The sequence below is a fragment of the Bacteroidota bacterium genome (genome assembly GCA_021300195.1).
Classification (GTDB): domain Bacteria; phylum Bacteroidota; class Bacteroidia; order J057; family JAJTIE01; genus JAJTIE01.
This window is the reverse complement of record JAJTIE010000005.1, coordinates 1-17,002: the sequence shown is the minus strand read 5'-3', so window position 1 is coordinate 17,002 and position 17,002 is coordinate 1. Positions and strand designations below refer to the sequence as shown.

Below are 17,002 nucleotides of genomic sequence, written 5' to 3'. Positions count from 1 at the left end.
GCACTTGTCCGAAGCTCTTCGTGCGGAGAGCCTATGATGGGCTATTTCTCGCGGAAGTGGATACTCACGGGCCATCCGTCAAAGCCATACTTCTCGCGAATCCGGTTCTCCAGGAAGCGCCGGTACTCCTCCTTTACCAGCTTGGGATGGTTGGCAAAAAAGACGAAGGTGGGATGCCCTGCATCCGCCTGTGTTACAAACTTGATGCGGATGAGCTTGCCCCGCTGGCTCGCGGGCGGCCGCTGCTCAATCAGGGGCAGCAGGTAATCGTTCAGCTCGTGTGTCGGAATCTTACGCTTACGGGAATTCACCAGCTCCTGCACCGCCTGCATAGCCTTGTGGATGCGCAGCTTCTCGGTAGCAGACGTAAAAATGATCGGAACATTTCGCAGCGGGGCAATGCGAGACTCAATATGCCTGCGGTATGCCTCCGTATCCTTTTCCGGGCTGATGTCCCACTTGTTCACCACAATAATCAGCCCCTTCCGCTGGCGGGCCACGGTGCTGATGATATGCAGATCCTGCTTCTGTATACCCTCTGTAGCATCCAGCATCACCATCACCACCGTGCTCTCCTGTATCGCCTTTAGGGTACGTATGGTGGAGTAAAACTCAATTTGGTCCTGAACCTTGGCCTTACGCCGCAGGCCCGCCGTATCGATCAGGATAAACTCGAAGCCAAAAGCCTTATAGTGCGTGTGCACACTGTCGCGCGTGGTGCCGGCTATGGGGGTCACAATGTTGCTGGCTTTATCCAGCAGGGCATTTACCATGCTGCTCTTGCCCACATTGGGCTTCCCCACAATTGCCAGGCGGGGAATACCCGCCCAGGCATCCAGCTCAGGATCGGCGGGGGGCAGTAGGCTCACCAGCTTATCCAGCAGCTCGCCCGTACCGCTGCCCGACATGGCCGATATGGGGAACAATTCCTCAAAGCCCAGCCCATAAAATTCATTACTCGCCAGTTGACGCTGATAGTTATCTACCTTGTTTACCACCAGCAGCACATGCGCGCGCGGGTTTCGACGAAGCAGCTGGGCAATGGCCTCATCGTCTGGCAGCAGGCCCACCTTTCCATCCACCACAAAGAGGATAACATCGGCATCTTCCATCGCAATAAGCACCTGCTCGCGAATGGCAGTCTCGAATACATCATCGGAGTCGCTTACATACCCGCCCGTGTCGATCACATCAAAGCCACGACCTGTCCATTCCGAACTCCCAAAATTTCGGTCGCGTGTAATGCCCGACCGGTCATCCACAATCGCGTCCCTTCGCTCTATTAAGCGATTAAACAAAGTGGACTTGCCTACATTAGGCCTACCTACGATAGCAACTACTCCTTTCATATCTAATAGCTAAAGCTAAAAAGGGGAAGCATGGCTGCTTCCCCTTTTCGTAAATTAAGAGGCAACGGTTAATACTGCCAGAGATGGTGCTCATACTCCACCAGCTGTATGCGCCGCTTTTCAGCCACCTGGATGCTGGAGACAGACTCCCCGCTCAGGTTCAGAATCATGGCATCAAATTCGCGAGAATCGAGAATCTCGAGTGCGTTGCGAGCCTCCGCATCGTTGTTCGGATTCTTCCACATGCAATTGGCCAATATGTTTTTCACATCGCTAAACCGAAAGGCACACACTGGGCGCATCTCTGTACCCGTAGACTGTGGCTGCACGTGAAAGATACGGATGTACAGCTTGTCGTAGTACATGCTGGACTTGCTGCGATCAAAGATCCGGTCTTCTACAATCTCAAAGATAGGATAATAGGTCTCACCCTTCGACTCCAGATAGGCCTGCTTAAATGCGCCATCAGAGGCAGCCGACGCTGAGCCTGCATCTGTACCAGCCACATCAGCCGTACCGGCATCGCTGCTCAGGTCGTCGCCTGTACCAAAGCCGGATAGATCTCCGCCGAAGTCATCCCCGCCGAAGTCGCCAAAATCACCAAAACCACCAAAGTCGTCTCCGCCACCTTCCTCTGCGCTACCGCTATCCCCTTCTTCAATCTTACCGCTCTCCTCCACCAGCGCCTTGGCTGCTATCTCCTTGTAGTATTCGTTGGAACGCTCCTTCAACATCTTCTTCACCTGGTCCATGCTGATCTCGCGATCCAGCGTATCCGGATTGTAAGCAGCAAATGCCTCGGCCGTGCCCTTGCTATTGAGATAAGCATTGAGGATTGCCAACATCATCCCCTTCGTATTTCGATAATAGCCATCGGTACTCTGATTATACACGCTCACATCGTTCTGAAAAGCAACAGACTGTAGTGGCTCATTCAGCTTAGACTTCAGGTCAACGCGCATGAGCACACGCTTCCGCCACATGTGGTCTTCCTCCCTCGGGCGATCTACCACAGGGATGTGAGACCAACTCTGCGCCACAACGCTCCCTGCAAAGAGCAGCAGGATTGCAACAAATGCCTTTTTCATGTTTTTAGCGAATTTGGGTTAAAACAAGGGAAAAATTTAATGTAATGCAAGCTATGTCCGAATTAAAAACTCCAAAGTGCCTGTTCATAGTCAAGCAACTGTCGTCTTCGCCGCTCGGCCTGCTCCAGGGTATACACCGGCTCACCAGAGAGGTTCAGGATCGTAGCAGAAAAACGCCGTTGATCCAGCACGTCCAGCATACTGGCTCGGCTGGCATCGTTCCCGGCCTCCGGCACATACATATTGGCAAGCACATGCCGAATATCGTCAAAGCGGAAGGCCACAACCGCCCGGACATCCAGGCCCGGAATGGATGATACATGCAGGAGGCGGACGTACCGGATACGGTGCTGCCAGCAGCTACAGCCGTCATTAAACAACTGATCCTCGATGAATTCGACTACATAGCACAAGCCAGGCAATATCTTCGCCAAATAGTCAACGGGGTGCCCGCCCTGTGGACGCGCACCACCCAACTCCGGCTGCGCGCGGTTCTCGGCATCAGCCAGGCTCGTATCCTGGTAAAGCTGAAATGGATCCTCTAAAAAAGAATCCGCATCGGCGCCCATCCCGGAATCGTCTTCGTCAAAATCGGACAAGTCCTGCTCACTCCCCAGTATCGCCAGGTCCAACCGCCCCTTCATGCCCGCCAAAAAATCGGTGTATGGGAGCAATTGATTGAGCGTATCTGGCTGATAGCCAACAATCCGGAGCTGAGCATACGCGTGCAGCAAACCTGCTACCAGGCCCTGCTGGTATCGGTATGGAACCTCCGCTGGGACATAGGTCGAAGCTGACAGACCAGCGGCAAGTGGTGAGTTGAGCTTTTCCTTCAGGTCGATCCGCAGGAGGACGCGACGCTGAAAATAAACATCTACAGCCCGGATAGGCGAAAGTGAGGCAGGGTTATACTGCGCAGTAGCGGTTAGCCCGAAAAACGAACTAACCGCCACCAGCAGGTTCCTGAACCTGAGAAAGGTCAAGAAATTATTTGATGGTAAACACCGTTACCAGCTCACTCGGGATAAAAGTCTCGTCCAGGATCTTGCCCTGAAAATTCTTCCGCTTCACACCTGTAAAACGAACCGTAACGGACTCGCCCCGATCTGCGGGTATGGAAGCCAGGTCAATAACCGCAACGGCCGTACCGCCCCCTCTGTCTACTGTTTTGGGTCCGGTTAGGCCCTTGCGAACGAGCACCTCATAGCCCTCAAAGAAGTAGTTGGCATCCTTGGGGTTCGTACGGGCAAAATCTCCGTTGGGTACCAGCTGAAAAGTAGCCAAAGCCTTGGGAACAGGCGTGCCCTGGTATATCTGCCCGCCCACCTTGATGCCAATACCTGGCCGTGGGGGTTTGGTAACCCCATAAGTAATTTCATCCAGCTTCATGGTCTGCCCATTGAAGTTGTTAAACACGCGCAGAACCATCTTGCCCGAGCTGGGTACCAGCAGTACCTCGTCTTTCTTGCTGGTGCTCTGTATGGCCTCTCCGCCTGTTGCGGTGAACTTGGGATTGTAAAATTCACGCAGGAGCGGAGATGTTACCTCCAGCAGGTTGTAGCATTCGTAGTACAGCTTGTTCACCTGGCCAGACTGTACCTTTACACCCGGGGTAACTACCTCAAACTCGCCCTTACCACTCAGTGTTTTGGGCTCGCCAGACTTAAGCACCTGGGCCGTATAGGTGTAGGTCTGCCTACCTGCCTTCAGGTTAGTAGTAGCAATCTCAAGCGTAGCCGAGTTGCCACCATCCTTCAGGTTTATCTTTCCGCTACCGCCAAACCTGGGCTTGGCACCGGGGCCACTGGAACTGGTAGTTACATAGAGATCTGCCGTGAAGGGGATGCCTGCGGGCACAATATTAGCAGAAGGTGCCGCCACTACCACCAAGCTGTCAATCTTGAAGGGGATCTCGCTAAGGGCGATCTTTGACATCTCCAGTAGCTCGGTCTCAATGTGACGTACATCATTCTTCAGCTTTTGTAGAATGGCTACGTTGGCAATGGCAGGACTATTGTGGAAGATGTAGTACTCCCACTTCTGGCTATAGGCATCCGAATTTTTCTTGATATTCGGCATGTCCTTCGGATCCGGAGCGATGGGCAGAAAACGCATCCCTTCTTTCTGATAGCGCTTCCAGTTTTCATCATCATCTCCGGGCTCAAATCGCGCACCCAGTTTGTTGGCAAAAAGCACATAGTCCTCCAGCTGCTTGCGCAGCTTGAGCGCTTCGCCTGATCCACGACCGTTATTATCTGTATCCAAACCACCCTTGCCGATCATCCAATAATTGTAGTTGGTTTCAACCTCATCCATCTTGGCAATGGCACCAGTTTCCGGCTCCGTACCGGCCACCTCGTCAGAATACATTTTTGTAACATGGCCCTCGATAACTACGATGATGGCATCGCTCTTATCCAGTACTTCTTGCACAGCACCTTTTATCCAGGCGAGTCGCTTCTTGCCGGAAGCCACTTCCTTGTCTACCTGCTCCATGATCAGAGATCCCTCCTTGTCGTTCTTTTTATTCAGCTCACTTGCTGAACGACTGAGGGAATCCCCGATAACCTGAAAGCTAAGGAGGACTTCTTTACTTACGTTCAGGGCCAGAAGGGCAGTCAACACGAGGTACATCATGTTGATCATCTTCTGCCTGGGGGATACTTTACCGCCTGCCATTTTCTTGGGGGTTAGAGTTCAAGGTTGGATATTGGCACCGGGTGCTATTGACGGGCAGACGCACTGGCCATAGCAGTCAGCATACTACCGTAGATGTTGTTGAGGCTATGCATGTTCTGGGCCAGGTTAGACACTTCTTGGCGTAATTGATTGGTGTCATTCGAGGTGTCCAGCAGGTTCTGCATAACTCCTGCTATTGATCCATAAAACTTGTTTATGGAATTCAAGTGCTTCTGTGCATCCTGAAGCTCCAGCTCATACACGGCATTCAGGCTGCTCAAGTTTCTGGCCGCACCCTGTATCTGCTCCTGGTACTGCTTTACATCATTTACTGAATTGCCCATGGCATTCATTGCATCTACGGTAACGCTATACCCGGCACTTAGCTGGTCCATCTTAGAGGAAGCAGCACGAACCTTCTGGCTAAACTCGTTGGTAGCAACCGTTGCATCAGAGATATCAGCAAGATTCTCCACGTTGTTCTTCAGTGCTTTTACTGACTCATTAAGCGAATCAAACAGCTCTGGAGTCATGGTATTTTGCATGCTCTCCACGGTCTTTTGGTCGATACTCAGGCCTGGCAGACCACCACCGCTGCCCAGTACGGCTCCGCCTGTTCCCAGCTCGTCGAGATCAAACTCGTCCAGATCATCGTCTTCTACCTTCAGCTGGGGAAATACCTTGGCCCAGTCGTAGTGTTCTTCCTCGGCAGGCAGGGGCTCAAAGGCAGAGAAGAAGAAGATAACCGCCTCTGTACCCAGACCTACGATCAACATCTCGTTTGCACCAGGCAAGTGAAGGATCTTGAAGAGGGCGCCAACAATTACAACAGATGCACCAATACCATACAGGTACTTCATGCCTACTTTCCAGCCTTTAGACTCAAAGATGGATTTACCTTTTTTAGCCATGATCAATCAGAAATTAAGAAGGGTGATAATACTTTTTCTATTTTATAGAATGGGGCTACTAGAAGTAACCCCATGTATACTAAAAGTTTCAAAAGAAGGGCGCGTTTCCCTTATGGAGCCACCGCGGCACTGCTACGCCCTACCTCTGCCATCACACAGCGGAAGCCTACAGAGCTTTTAGTGTTTACGGCATACTCGAAGGTACGGGTCCCCACGCTCAGGTAATAAGCAATGTCCTTCCAAGATCCACCCCGTATCACCTTTATGCGGCGGGTATCGGTGGGGTTCTTGAAGAGGGGGTTCAAGTCATGCGCGTAGGAGTAGCCCGACTCGGCGAAATCATCCTCGCACCACTCTGCCACATTACCACTCATTTGGTAGAGCCCGTAGTCGTTAGGCCAATAGCGGTCTGCAGGCGCTGTGTACTCGTAGTTATCAGCTATATAGTCGCCGCGGCCAGGTTTAAAGTTTGCATACAGGCATCCACGAGAGTTTCGGATGTAGGGTCCGGCCCAGGGATACTGCTTGTGCTCATACCCACCACGTGCGGCATACTCCCACTCAGCCTCTGTTGGCAGGCGGATACGGGGGATCGCAGCAAGCTCTGCCTCGTAGCGGTATTCATTGTAGATGATGGTTCTCCAGATGCAGAAAGCCTGTGCGGCATACCAGTTTACGCCCACCACGGGGTAGTTATCAAAGGCAGGATGCGTCCAGTAGTTTTCGGTCATGGGCTCATTGTAGCTGTAGCTAAAGTCGCGCTCCCACACCAGTGTGTCCGGATAAATCATGTAGGCAAGATCCTCCTGTACAAAAGACGTGTCCCCCGGCACCGGACGATCCCGATTGAAATCTACATAAAAAAGGCCGCGCTTGGCATCCTTCTTGCGGATTTTGTTCTTGTGCACCTCGAACTGAGCCGTCATGAAGCGGATGATGGAGTCAATGGGGGTACTATTGTAATTCAGCACTGTAGTGGCTGTATTGGCGCTACCTGCAGCACTGCCCATTACATAGTTTGTAAACTGACGGTACTCATTGTTGGTGATCTCGGTCTCATCCATATAGAAGGCACTAACCGTAACCTGGCGGTTCTGTGCAATCTGTGAAAAGTTCACATCCTGGTCATTCTGACCCATGTGGAAGCTTCCGGCCGGGACACTGACCATGCCGTAGGGAACGGGATTATCCCAGCCTGGACGGTTGATGGCACCGGTAAGTTCTCCATTTTTACCCTCTTGTTGTTTGAAAAGATCGCAGCCAGTAGCAAAGAGGGCCAGGCCGAGAGCGAATAAGAACACTATTCTCCTCATGTTAGTAATTCCTTGGTAGGTTGAAAACGAGCTCAATAATAAGAAAAAGACAGCGGCTAGGTATAAAAAAATTGTGAATAGTCTGATAGTTTATCGAAAATCCTTGTAATCACGTACATCCAGTTCGGGTGGGTAGTAACGGAATACCTTGGGAAAGGTATAGCTAAGCAGGATCTCATGTGAGCCGCTGGTGAAATTGCCGAGGGCGCTGGTGGTATAGTCGTAGCTGTACGCAAGAAAGAGGTTCTGGTTCGGGTTAAAACCTACCATGGCGAGGATATCGCCTGCGTTGACGCGGTAGCCCGCGCCAAATACCATCGGGCGTATATGCACATTTGCGTTGATGTCGGTATTGAAGTTGGGCCCCGCCAGGCGTACTAGCGCGCTCGGGACGAGGTAGACGCTAGAGGTAAGGTCGAAACGGTAGCCAGCCGTACCATATATACTGCGGGTATACTGTGTTTCGGTGGCGGCATCGTTGTACTGCAGGCTTGGCTCGGTAATGTTATCCACGCTGGCACCTACAAAGAATTTCTCAGGCACGTTGTTTTCGCGCTGACGATAGAGGAAGATACCAGCCCCGAGGTTGAAGGTAGTAACCGATCCGCTGCCTGCCTGTAGAATAGGGTCATTGGGGTCTGCAGCGCGCAGATTTGCCACATCTAGTGAGGTGCTGATTAGACCCGGTGCAACGCCTATCTGTAGGTTTGTTCGGGTGGAAGGATCCAGCTCCAGCTTGAAGGCATAACTGCCGTTAAACTTTATGGTATTAAATGGCCCGATTTGATCGTAAAGCAGGCTACCACCAACGCCGCCGCGCAGCAATGGCAGTGGGGTGTTGGCCGTAAGCGTAAAGGTGTTGGGCTGGCCATCTATGCCGACCCACTGAGAGCGGAAAGCGCCCGTTATATTAAGTGCGTCCAAATATCCATTCACACCAGGGTTGAAGATCTGGTGGTTGAACATGTACATGGTAAGCTGCGGGTCTTGCTGTGCGTATACGGAGGGCACACCGATGCAAAAGCAAGCGAGCATGAGCTTTTTTAGCATGGACTCTTAGTAGGTGAGGATGTTGAAATCTTTGCCAAGTTAGTAAAATGTTCACATGCGCCATGGCTTCCGCCCAAAAAAACACAAAAGCCGGAACGAAATTGACATTTGTGGCTCCAGCCCCGCTCAGCACCTATTTTTGCTTGCGTAGGTACTGCTCCAATGCCATCGTCATACTGGGAGCCTCGGGCATAGGCGCAATGATATCGATTTTGAGGCCCGCGTCTTCGGCGGCCTTTCGGGTGGCGTCTCCGAATACCGCGATGCGCCGGTCCTCCTGCTGAAAGTTTGGGAAGCTCTTATAGAGCGCCTCTATACCGATGGGCGAAAAGAAGCAGATGAGGTCGTAGCGTTTCTCCCTCACCGGGCTTAGGTCACTCGGCACTGTTTGGTATACCATGGCCAGCTTGTAGTTGATCTTTTGCTCGGCCATAAAGGAGGTGAGGGTGCTGCTACTACTCTCGCCAGTGGGGTACAAGAAGCGCTCGCTCTTGTGCTTCTTCAGGAGGTCCAACAAGTCACGAGGGGTTTTTTCGCCTACATACAGCTTCCGCTTTCGGATTGTGATGTGTTTCTGCAGGTAGTTGGCCGTACTATCGGTTACACAAAAATATTTGGTCTCGGGCGGCATCTCTACCCGCAGATCTGTACAGATGCGAAAGAAATGATCAATTGCGTTCTTGCCTGTGAAGATAATGGCGCTAAAGTCGAGTGGATGAATATTTTGCTTTCGAAACTCCGGCGTAGAGACCTCCTCTATGTGCACAAAACTCAAAAAATCGACATCCATACCCAATTCCTTCTCGAGTATGGCGTAGGGGGATTGGTCTGCAGGTGGCTCGGCATGCGAAACCAGAATAGACTTGATCTTCTTGCTCATTCGTTATACAGTCGTAGAAGAAGGCTTTGGAAAGTCTCCTGTTTTATGTATTATCGTGCGAAACTTTATCTCATTGTTACTCTTGCACCAGGCCGAATCGTAGCCCGTATCAGGCGGCGTTTTTAGGCTCAAACAGGCATCGGACCTTAAATGCTTAGTACCGCCCGTCTTACAGAGCCAGACTTAGACAGGACAATTAGAAGAGTAGAATCCAGGGTAAAATTTCGAGCGTGCAAATATACAAAAATATCAAAAATGGGTGCATACCAACCACCCGATCCAGCCCCAAAACCAGCAGCAGATTTCGCCTGAGGATGTGCAGGCCGCCGGCTACGGCGAGCAACCACAATAAAATAGGCTGGCTACTTTCGGGTGCAATGAGCCAAAGCATGGGCAGATAGGCGCTGATTATCAGCGTAGGAAAGGCACCCTGCGTTTCGAGGCCAGTGATTCTTTGCGTAAGGTCGCGCAGCCCAAAGACCCCTGCCAGGAACGACCAGAAAACCCAACGAGCCAAGCCTGTGAGCAGCAATAGCGCCACCACCGTAGTGTACAAAAGGAGCGGAATCGGCACAAACCAGGTACTAAACTGTGCCAGGTATCCGCCGGCCTGTAGCACATCCAGGCTCCACTGCTGGTGCCAGGCCAGCATAAGCAGCCAGGTAAAGGCCGAGGCCAGCAGGGCGGCGCGCACCAGCTGCGGGTAAACCGTAGACTGCGACTGCTGAAAAAAACTTGCCTCGCGGCTTAGCTCCAGCATGCGGGCCCGCACATGGCCCAGCTGCATGTGCGCCCTAAAATCTTTAGGCTGATCCAGCTTCCACAGGAGCAACAACAGCAAAGGCAGCAGCCCGATGGCCAGCACGCTCAGTTTGGAAACTGATTGGGCAACCTGGGCCGATGGTGCCTGATGTAGCATGCCATGCGAATCCTGCTGTTCTCCGGCTGCATTGTACCACCAGCCAGGGGGGGGGGCCTCCTGCCAGTGTCGCCAGAGGATGTTGTGCGGGCCTGGCTGTACAGCCTGCCGCCAGCCCAGTTCGGTTAGCAGGGCCAGAACCTCGGATGGCGGCTGCCAGGGGAAATAGGCTACCGCGCCATATCTCCGTGCTGCCAGCAGCTGCGCGCGCATGGAATCGGCCACCGGATAGCCCCCATCCGGCCCCACCGGGAGGAGGGTAATCGTCGTATCGGGCCTCAGTACCAGTGCGGGTAGGGCCATGCTGGGCGGGGGGTAGTGGCCGTCCCACACCCGAAGGCTCATATCCCGATACAGCACCGGGCGCTCAGCCCCGGTGGCACGCTCGGCCAGCCGGAGGCTTAGCCGGTTCCACTGCCAGCTGAGGATAGCCGGGGGTAGCAGTAGCTGCACGGGGCGGGGCGAGTGGCAGCTGGTGTACACCAGGCAACCATTCACAAAAACCTGCACACAGCCACCCACACCCGGCATATGCAGCAGCAGTGTATCCTTGGGTACCTGGTCCAGAAAAAAGTCTTGCTCCAGCTCCACCTGTTCCAGCCCGGCAGGCAGCGCATAGGGCAGCAGGATACCCTCCGCCTGTGGGGTATGCCAGCTATGGTTCAGCATCATGCGGCCTGGCTGGGCATGGGCCGTGCACAGCAGCGCCAGGAGGAGTAGAAAAACAGGCAAACGGCGACCGATTTTTGCGGTAAATTACGCCACATATGAGCACCCGCGCAACTGTACGAATCGGCTTTGGCTATGATGTTCATCGCTTTGACCCCAATAGGCCACTCATACTGGGGGGGATAGAGGTGCCGGGTGGCCCAGGGCTCCTGGGACACTCAGACGCTGATGTGCTGCTGCACGCCCTTACAGATGCCCTACTGGGTGCGCTGGCCCTGCGCGACATTGGCCACCACTTTCCGGACACAGACCCTGCCTATAAAGGAGCGGATAGCAGCCTGCTGCTCACCCAAGCCTACCAGCTGGTGCAGGCCAAGGGATGGCAGCTGGGCAATGCTGACTGCACCCTGGTGGCCGAACAGCCCAAGCTAAACCCCCACATACCCCGCATGCAGGCACGCATTGCCAGCCTGCTGGGCTGTGCCGAAGAAGACATCTCCATAAAGGCCACTACCCATGAGCAGATGGGAGCCTTTGGCCGAAAAGAAGGAATGGCTGCCTATGCCAGCGTGCTGGTGCACCGGATAGACGGGTAAGCCAGAGCCCCCCCCTAAGCAGGCTAAAAGTTGCGGGCCAGATGCCCCGGCTAGCAAAGGTTTCCTATTTTCGCCTTTCGCATCCTTTTTCCGTCCTTAATTCCTGCGATTGCATGACTTATAACCGCTTGAATAACCTGCTCGGCTGGGCCGTATTTGCCCTGGCCATGGTTGTATATGCCCTTACGGCAGCGCCCACAGCCAGTTTTTGGGACTGTGGCGAGTTTATCGCCGTTTCCTACGAGCTGGAGGTGCCCCACCCCCCCGGTGCCCCACTCTACCTGATGGTAGGCCGCTTGTTTACACTGCTGGCCTCAGACCCCACCCAGGTGGCCCTGATGATGAACCTGCTGAGCGGACTGTTCAGTGCATTTGCCGTGCTCTTTGCCTTCTGGATCACCACCCTGCTGGCCAAGAAGATACTGGCACCCGGTACAGATGTACCCAGCCCGAATCATCAGTTCCAGATTTTTGGTGCCGGTGTGGTGGCAGCCCTCAGTATGGCCTGGAGCGATACCTTCTGGTTCAGCGCGGTGGAGGCTGAGGTATATGCCCCCAGCTCCATGTTTATCTGCCTGGTATTCTGGCTGCTGCTGAAGTGGGAAGCCAGGGCCGACGAGCCAGATAACCTGAAGTGGATTGTACTGGCTGCCTATGTGGTTGGTCTGTCCATCGGCGTGCACCTGATGGCCCTGGTCATCCTGCCAGGCCTGGGGCTTATCTACTACTTCCGCCGGTATGGGCGCATCACCTGGGCGGGCGGCATTGCCACCTTTGTTATCAGCCTGGGCATCCTGGGCCTCATACAGGTAGGGGTTATCCAGAAGACCTGGGACATAGCCCAGTTTCTGGAGCTAAAGCTGGTAGGCACCCTGGACCCCGACACCGGAGCCAAGGCCGGACTGGGCATGCCCAAGGGGGCTGGCTTTCTGCTGTTTGCAGTGCTGCTCGTTGGGGGCCTGGTGTATGGCATCTACTATGCGCAGAAAAAACAACGCCCTATCCTGAGCACCGCCCTACTAAGCGTGGCCATGGTATACCTGGGTTTTACCAGCTATACCATGATCTTCCTGCGGAGCAACGCCAACCCGCCCATAGACGAGAATAATCCTGAAAACATCATCTCCATGCTGCAGTACCTGAAGCGGGAGCAGTATGGAGACCGACCCCTGCTGTACGGCCCGCAGTACAACAGCCAGCCTACAGATAGCAAAGTAAAGGGGGTTAAATACATCAACAACCCGGCGCACGAGCGCTACCTGAAGGATGTAGACCAGTATGAGTACCTGTACGGCCCGCTGCCAGATGGGCAAAAGCAGGAGCACTTTTTCCCGCGCATGTACGATACCGACCCTAGCAAGTACAATACCAGCCTAAGCCCCTATGGCTACGCCTATATGGTAAAGAACCAGGGGCAAGACTCCAATAACCCAAAGGACGACATCATAACCGGCGGAGACAACCTGCGTTACTACCTAAAGTATCAGCTGGGTTATATGTTTTTCCGCTATTTCCTCTGGAACTTTGTGGGCCGTGCTAGCGACATACAGTGGGGCCCCTACGGGGGCCAGTGGGAAGATGGCCTGGTGAGAAGCATGCCAGCGGAACTGCCCGAGATGTATGCCGAAAGCGCCAGCAGGAATCACTACTACTTCCTGCCCCTGCTGCTGGGCCTGCTTGGGGTGGTGTTCCACTTTCAGCGCCGTCGGCACGATGCTACCTTCCTGCTTGTCATGTGGGTAATGGCCGGCATTGGCATAGCCACCTTCCTGAATATGGGCCCCCAGGAGCCCAGAGAGCGCGACTATGCCTTCGTGGGTGCCATGCAGCTATTCTGTATCTGGGTTGGCCTGGGCGTACTGGGCCTGGCAGACCTGCTGAAGAAGAACCTGAAAGAACGGGCGGGCGCAGTGGCGGCCAGTATAGGCCTGCTGGCTAGCCCAATCCTGATGATCAGCCAAAACTATGACGACCATGACCGAAGTGGCCAGTACACGCCACCCGACAGCGCCTACAACCTGCTGAACAGCTGTAAAAAAGATGCCATCCTCTTCACAAATGGAGACAACGATACCTTCCCGCTGTGGTACATCCAGGAGGTGGAAGGGGTGCGAACGGATGTGCGGGTAGTAAACCTGAGCCTGGCCAATACCGACTGGTACATCCAGCAGATGAAACAGCCCATGAACGGAGCCCTGCCCGTACCCATCAGCTACGAAGATGCCTACATACTGGGAGACCGACACCAGATAGCCCCCGTAGCAGCCCGCACCGTGGCGGTGCCTGTGGATAAGGCCGCCGTAAAGGCCCTCGGCATCTTTGATCCGGAAGAGGAAAACCTCATTGCCGATACGTTCCGCTTTGAGATAAGCCCGAACCCACGCTACGGCGGTATTTTCCGCAAGGATGACATGGTGCTAAACATCATCGAGAATGTGGCCAAAGACGGCTGGAAGCGCCCGGTGTACTTTGCATCTACCATGAGTCCACGTGAGTATGATCAGTTTGCCAACCAAATGCAGCAGGAAGGGATGGCCTACCGGGTGGTACCCCGAAAACCAAAAACGGAAGGAACCACCGTGGCCCTCCGAACCATGTATCGCAACCTGGTAGAGGTGTATAAGTATCGTAACCTGGATAACCCCCAGGTGTACTATGATGACAACACCCTAAACATGATCCAGAACCTGCGCCGAAACTTTGCCTCGCTGACCGAGGGACTGGCAAATGCCGCAGACCGCCTGGAAGACGAGAACACCCGCCTGATACAAGCCGGCCAACCCCAAGACAGCCTGGCACGCAATGCGGCGCGTATACAGGAGTATCGCAGCATGGCACTGAAGGCGCTGGACTATGCCAACAAGGTAATGCCCGACAACGTAATACCCACCGAGCCGAGCACACTGCTGTACTACGGCCAGCTGTACCAGCGCCTGGGCGAAGCCCAAAAGGGTGCGCAGCACCTAAGCCTGATGCGCGAACGCGCCCTGCAAGAGGTGCGCTATCTGGCTGGCTACTATGCCGCAGACGGGGTGCTGTTTGATGGCCAAAACTTCCGCGACAATTTCTTCTTTGCCCAACCTGTATATACCCTCATGGAGGCTGCATTTCTGTACGACCAGCGCCTGCGCAAACCCAAGGAGGCAGATACCCTGATGCTGGGCCTGAAGGAGGCACTGAAGGAGCAACCCGGCATGCTGGAGTTTGTAGACCAGTACGCGCAAGTACGCCTGGGCCGGCGCCCCGGCCAAGCCAGAGACACCGCACAGGCACCTGCTGCCCTGCCTAGCCCCGCACAACCCTAATGGCCCCACCAAACAGGCCTACAGGCGGAGCCGGACGAGGAGGCCCCCGGCCGCACACAGGGCACAGCCCCAGAGAGAAGATGAGCAAGGACCTGCTCATCGGCGTTCACCCCATAGAGGAGGCACTGAATGCACACAAGGATATAGACCGTGTACTGGTTCGGCGTGGCCTGAACAGCCCGGCATGGCCAGAACTAAAGGCCCGGCTGCAAAACAACCAGGTGCCTATTCAGCAGGTGCCAGTAGAAAAACTGGACAGCCTGGCCAGGGGCAAGCCCCACCAGGGGGTGGTGGGCTTTGCAGCAGCCATCCAGTATCAGCAGCTGGAGGACCTGGTGCCTTTTCTGTACGAGCAGGGCAAGGTGCCACTTTTCCTGTTGCTAGACGGGGTGACGGACGTACGCAATGTGGGTGCCATGGCGCGCACCGCCGAGGGGCTGGGTGCCCATGCCCTGATTCTGCCCCGGCATGGCGCTGCCCGCCTGGGCGAGGATGCCATACGTGCCAGTGCAGGGGCCCTGCACCACCTGCCGGTATGCAGACCCGATAACCTGCTGGCAGCTGCAGACTACCTCCGGGCATCTGGCATCCAGCTGGTGGCCGCTACCGAAAAGGCCTGGAAAACCGCCCCGCAGGCAGACATGACGGGGCCCACCTGCCTGTGCATGGGGGCCGAAGGCGCCGGCCTGCGTGCCGACCTGCTGGCACGCACCGATGATCAGGTGAGCATAAGCCTGCGCGGGCGGGTAGAAAGCCTGAATGTAGGTATCGCCGCTGGCATCCTGCTCTATGTTGTGGATATGCAGCGGCAGCTGGCTGCAGAGCAGGAGTAGACAGGCGGGCTGTAGGCTGCTTGGTCTATCAACATCTCTGCTCGTATGCAGGTAATAAGATCCCGGGTTTGCAGAACAACTGGCCGACTGAGAAAAAGGCCTTCATTTGCCAGAGATGAGCAGAACTGCTCCTGCAAGGGAAATGGCCAGCAAAAAAGCAGAAGGCTCCTATTTTGCGGAACAAGCCCCTAGCGAAGCCTATGGTACGTGCTCATGCTAAGCGTCCCCCCGCTCAGCAGCTGGGTGGATACATGCGTAAAATGAAGTGGCCAAGGCAGTGCGCCAAATAGCGGCACCCCGCCCCCTAGCAGAATAGGCACCCGGGTAAGCGTCAGCTCATCTATCCAGTCGTGCGCCAGGAAATACTGGACCACCTGCCCCCCGTCTATATACAGCTCGCGATACCCCAGGGTCTTCAGCTGGTCCAGTAAGCGTGCGGGCTCTCCCCCCCAAAGCTGCGCCTTGTCTGCCCACTCGGCAGACAGGGGGGGCATACTGCGGCTCAGCACGTAGACCGGCTTGGTGTAGGGCCACTGGCCAAAAGACAGTACGGTCTGAAAGGTGCGGCGGCCCATCACAATGGCATCCATCCGCTGCATAAAGGCAGCAAACACATCCGGCTCGCCCTCCGGCACCGGCAGCTGTGGCAGCCAGTCTATCCCGCCGCTTCGGTCGGCTATATAGCCATCCAGGCTATGTGCAATGAATACATGGTTGGCCATCTATTGTATAGGGTGATAATCCTGTAGATACCTGACTCCTAAGCCTGTCGGGCTAAAAACAGAAAAAGCCCCACTATCGGGGCTTTCTATTTCTGTGGTGATGGAGGGAATCGAACCCCCGACACATGGATTTTCAGTCCATTGCTCTACCATCTGAGCTACATCACCGGATATGTTCCACCTCCTGCGAAGTGGGAGTGCAAATATAGCACTTTGAGGAAAACTACAAGATTGTGACCTGTAAAAAATCCCTACTTTTGTACTGCATTGAATCTTGCATGGCCCCGTAGTTCAATGGATAGAACGAAGCTTTCCTAAAGCTTAGATGCAGGTTCGATTCCTGCCGGGGCTACTTCCCCATTCTACTCCCCTCTCCCCCCACATCACATAGGCCACCCAATGGGCGGCCTATGTGCGTATTCCGGCTTGTGTGTATCTGTATGTCTGTCTATCGGGCGGGCGCGGCTAGTACACGCTCAGCTTTTGCCAGTAGGTGCCGGTTACCGTCTCGATACGGACGCTGTACAGGCCGGGGCTGCTCAGGCGGAGGCTGAGTGACTGACCGGGCGCTACCTGGTGCTGGCTGAGCTGCTGGCCCTGGGCGCTGTACAGCGTGTAGCGAGCGGGGCCGCTGGTGGGGTTGTGCGCACTTAGGCGGTGGCCGGCTTGCTGCGGGTTGGGGTGTAGC

At 54.7% G+C, this 17,002-nt stretch carries 14 protein-coding genes and 2 tRNA genes; 4 read left to right on the top strand and 12 right to left on the bottom strand.

Annotated elements, in window-relative coordinates; all coding sequences use genetic code 11:
- Positions 1-41: 41 nt before the first annotated feature.
- The 9 genes from der to LW884_01370 form a co-directional block, all read right to left on the bottom strand.
- Entirely contained in the window at positions 42-1,349 is a 1,308-nt protein-coding gene (gene der / locus LW884_01410) for a ribosome biogenesis GTPase Der (protein ID MCE3006992.1), read from the bottom strand.
- A gap of 68 nt (positions 1,350-1,417) precedes the next feature.
- The gene (locus tag LW884_01405) at positions 1,418-2,437 is read right to left on the bottom strand and encodes a hypothetical protein (GenBank protein ID MCE3006991.1); all 1,020 of its coding nucleotides are present in this window, start codon (positions 2,435-2,437) and stop codon (positions 1,418-1,420) included.
- Between the two features lie 62 nt (positions 2,438-2,499).
- Positions 2,500-3,420 carry a hypothetical protein gene (locus LW884_01400; GenBank protein ID MCE3006990.1) on the bottom strand — a complete coding sequence of 307 codons (921 nt, stop codon included), beginning with the start codon at positions 3,418-3,420 and terminating at the stop codon, positions 2,500-2,502.
- Between the two features lie 4 nt (positions 3,421-3,424).
- Positions 3,425-5,116: a hypothetical protein gene (locus tag LW884_01395; GenBank protein MCE3006989.1), complete on the bottom strand. Its 1,692-nt coding sequence runs from the start codon at positions 5,114-5,116 to the stop codon at positions 3,425-3,427.
- Between the two features lie 44 nt (positions 5,117-5,160).
- On the bottom strand, positions 5,161-5,976 hold the full coding sequence (gldL, locus tag LW884_01390) for a gliding motility protein GldL (GenBank protein ID MCE3006988.1): 816 nt from the start codon (positions 5,974-5,976) through the stop codon (positions 5,161-5,163).
- 161 nt (positions 5,977-6,137) lie between these two features.
- A complete protein-coding gene (locus tag LW884_01385; GenBank protein MCE3006987.1) occupies positions 6,138-7,340 on the bottom strand; it encodes an SUMF1/EgtB/PvdO family nonheme iron enzyme in 1,203 nt (400 codons plus the stop codon).
- Between the two features lie 90 nt (positions 7,341-7,430).
- Positions 7,431-8,390: a type IX secretion system membrane protein PorP/SprF gene (locus LW884_01380; GenBank protein ID MCE3006986.1), complete on the bottom strand. Its 960-nt coding sequence runs from the start codon at positions 8,388-8,390 to the stop codon at positions 7,431-7,433.
- Between the two features lie 133 nt (positions 8,391-8,523).
- Positions 8,524-9,270: a uroporphyrinogen-III synthase gene (locus LW884_01375; protein MCE3006985.1), complete on the bottom strand. Its 747-nt coding sequence runs from the start codon at positions 9,268-9,270 to the stop codon at positions 8,524-8,526.
- Positions 9,271-9,466: 196 nt separating this feature from the next.
- The gene (locus LW884_01370; GenBank protein ID MCE3006984.1) at positions 9,467-10,921 is read right to left on the bottom strand and encodes a DUF4271 domain-containing protein; all 1,455 of its coding nucleotides are present in this window, start codon (positions 10,919-10,921) and stop codon (positions 9,467-9,469) included.
- Positions 10,922-10,956: 35 nt separating this feature from the next.
- On the opposite strand from LW884_01370, the gene ispF reads away from it, so the two are divergent.
- The 3 genes from ispF to rlmB all read left to right on the top strand — a co-directional run bounded on the left by ispF (position 10,957) and on the right by rlmB (position 15,592).
- Entirely contained in the window at positions 10,957-11,454 is a 498-nt protein-coding gene (gene ispF / locus LW884_01365; protein MCE3006983.1) for a 2-C-methyl-D-erythritol 2,4-cyclodiphosphate synthase, read from the top strand.
- Positions 11,455-11,567: 113 nt separating this feature from the next.
- Positions 11,568-14,759 (top strand): DUF2723 domain-containing protein, encoded by a 3,192-nt coding sequence (locus LW884_01360; protein MCE3006982.1) that lies wholly within the window; start codon positions 11,568-11,570, stop codon positions 14,757-14,759.
- 80 nt (positions 14,760-14,839) lie between these two features.
- Positions 14,840-15,592, top strand: a complete 753-nt coding sequence (gene rlmB / locus LW884_01355) for a 23S rRNA (guanosine(2251)-2'-O)-methyltransferase RlmB (protein MCE3006981.1) — start codon at positions 14,840-14,842, stop codon at positions 15,590-15,592.
- Positions 15,593-15,780: 188 nt separating this feature from the next.
- Here the strand turns inward: rlmB and LW884_01350 are convergent, their stop codons facing one another.
- A complete protein-coding gene (locus LW884_01350) occupies positions 15,781-16,314 on the bottom strand; it encodes a dihydrofolate reductase family protein (GenBank protein ID MCE3006980.1) in 534 nt (177 codons plus the stop codon).
- 95 nt (positions 16,315-16,409) lie between these two features.
- A tRNA-Phe gene (locus LW884_01345) sits at positions 16,410-16,482 on the bottom strand.
- Positions 16,483-16,594: 112 nt separating this feature from the next.
- Between LW884_01345 and LW884_01340 the strand changes: the two genes are divergently transcribed.
- Positions 16,595-16,666: transfer RNA gene (locus LW884_01340), tRNA-Arg, on the top strand.
- Between the two features lie 113 nt (positions 16,667-16,779).
- On the opposite strand, the gene LW884_01335 is transcribed toward LW884_01340, so the two are convergent.
- Positions 16,780-17,002, bottom strand: a 223-nt coding sequence (locus tag LW884_01335; protein MCE3006979.1) for a T9SS type A sorting domain-containing protein, incomplete at its 5' end; no start/stop codon positions are given.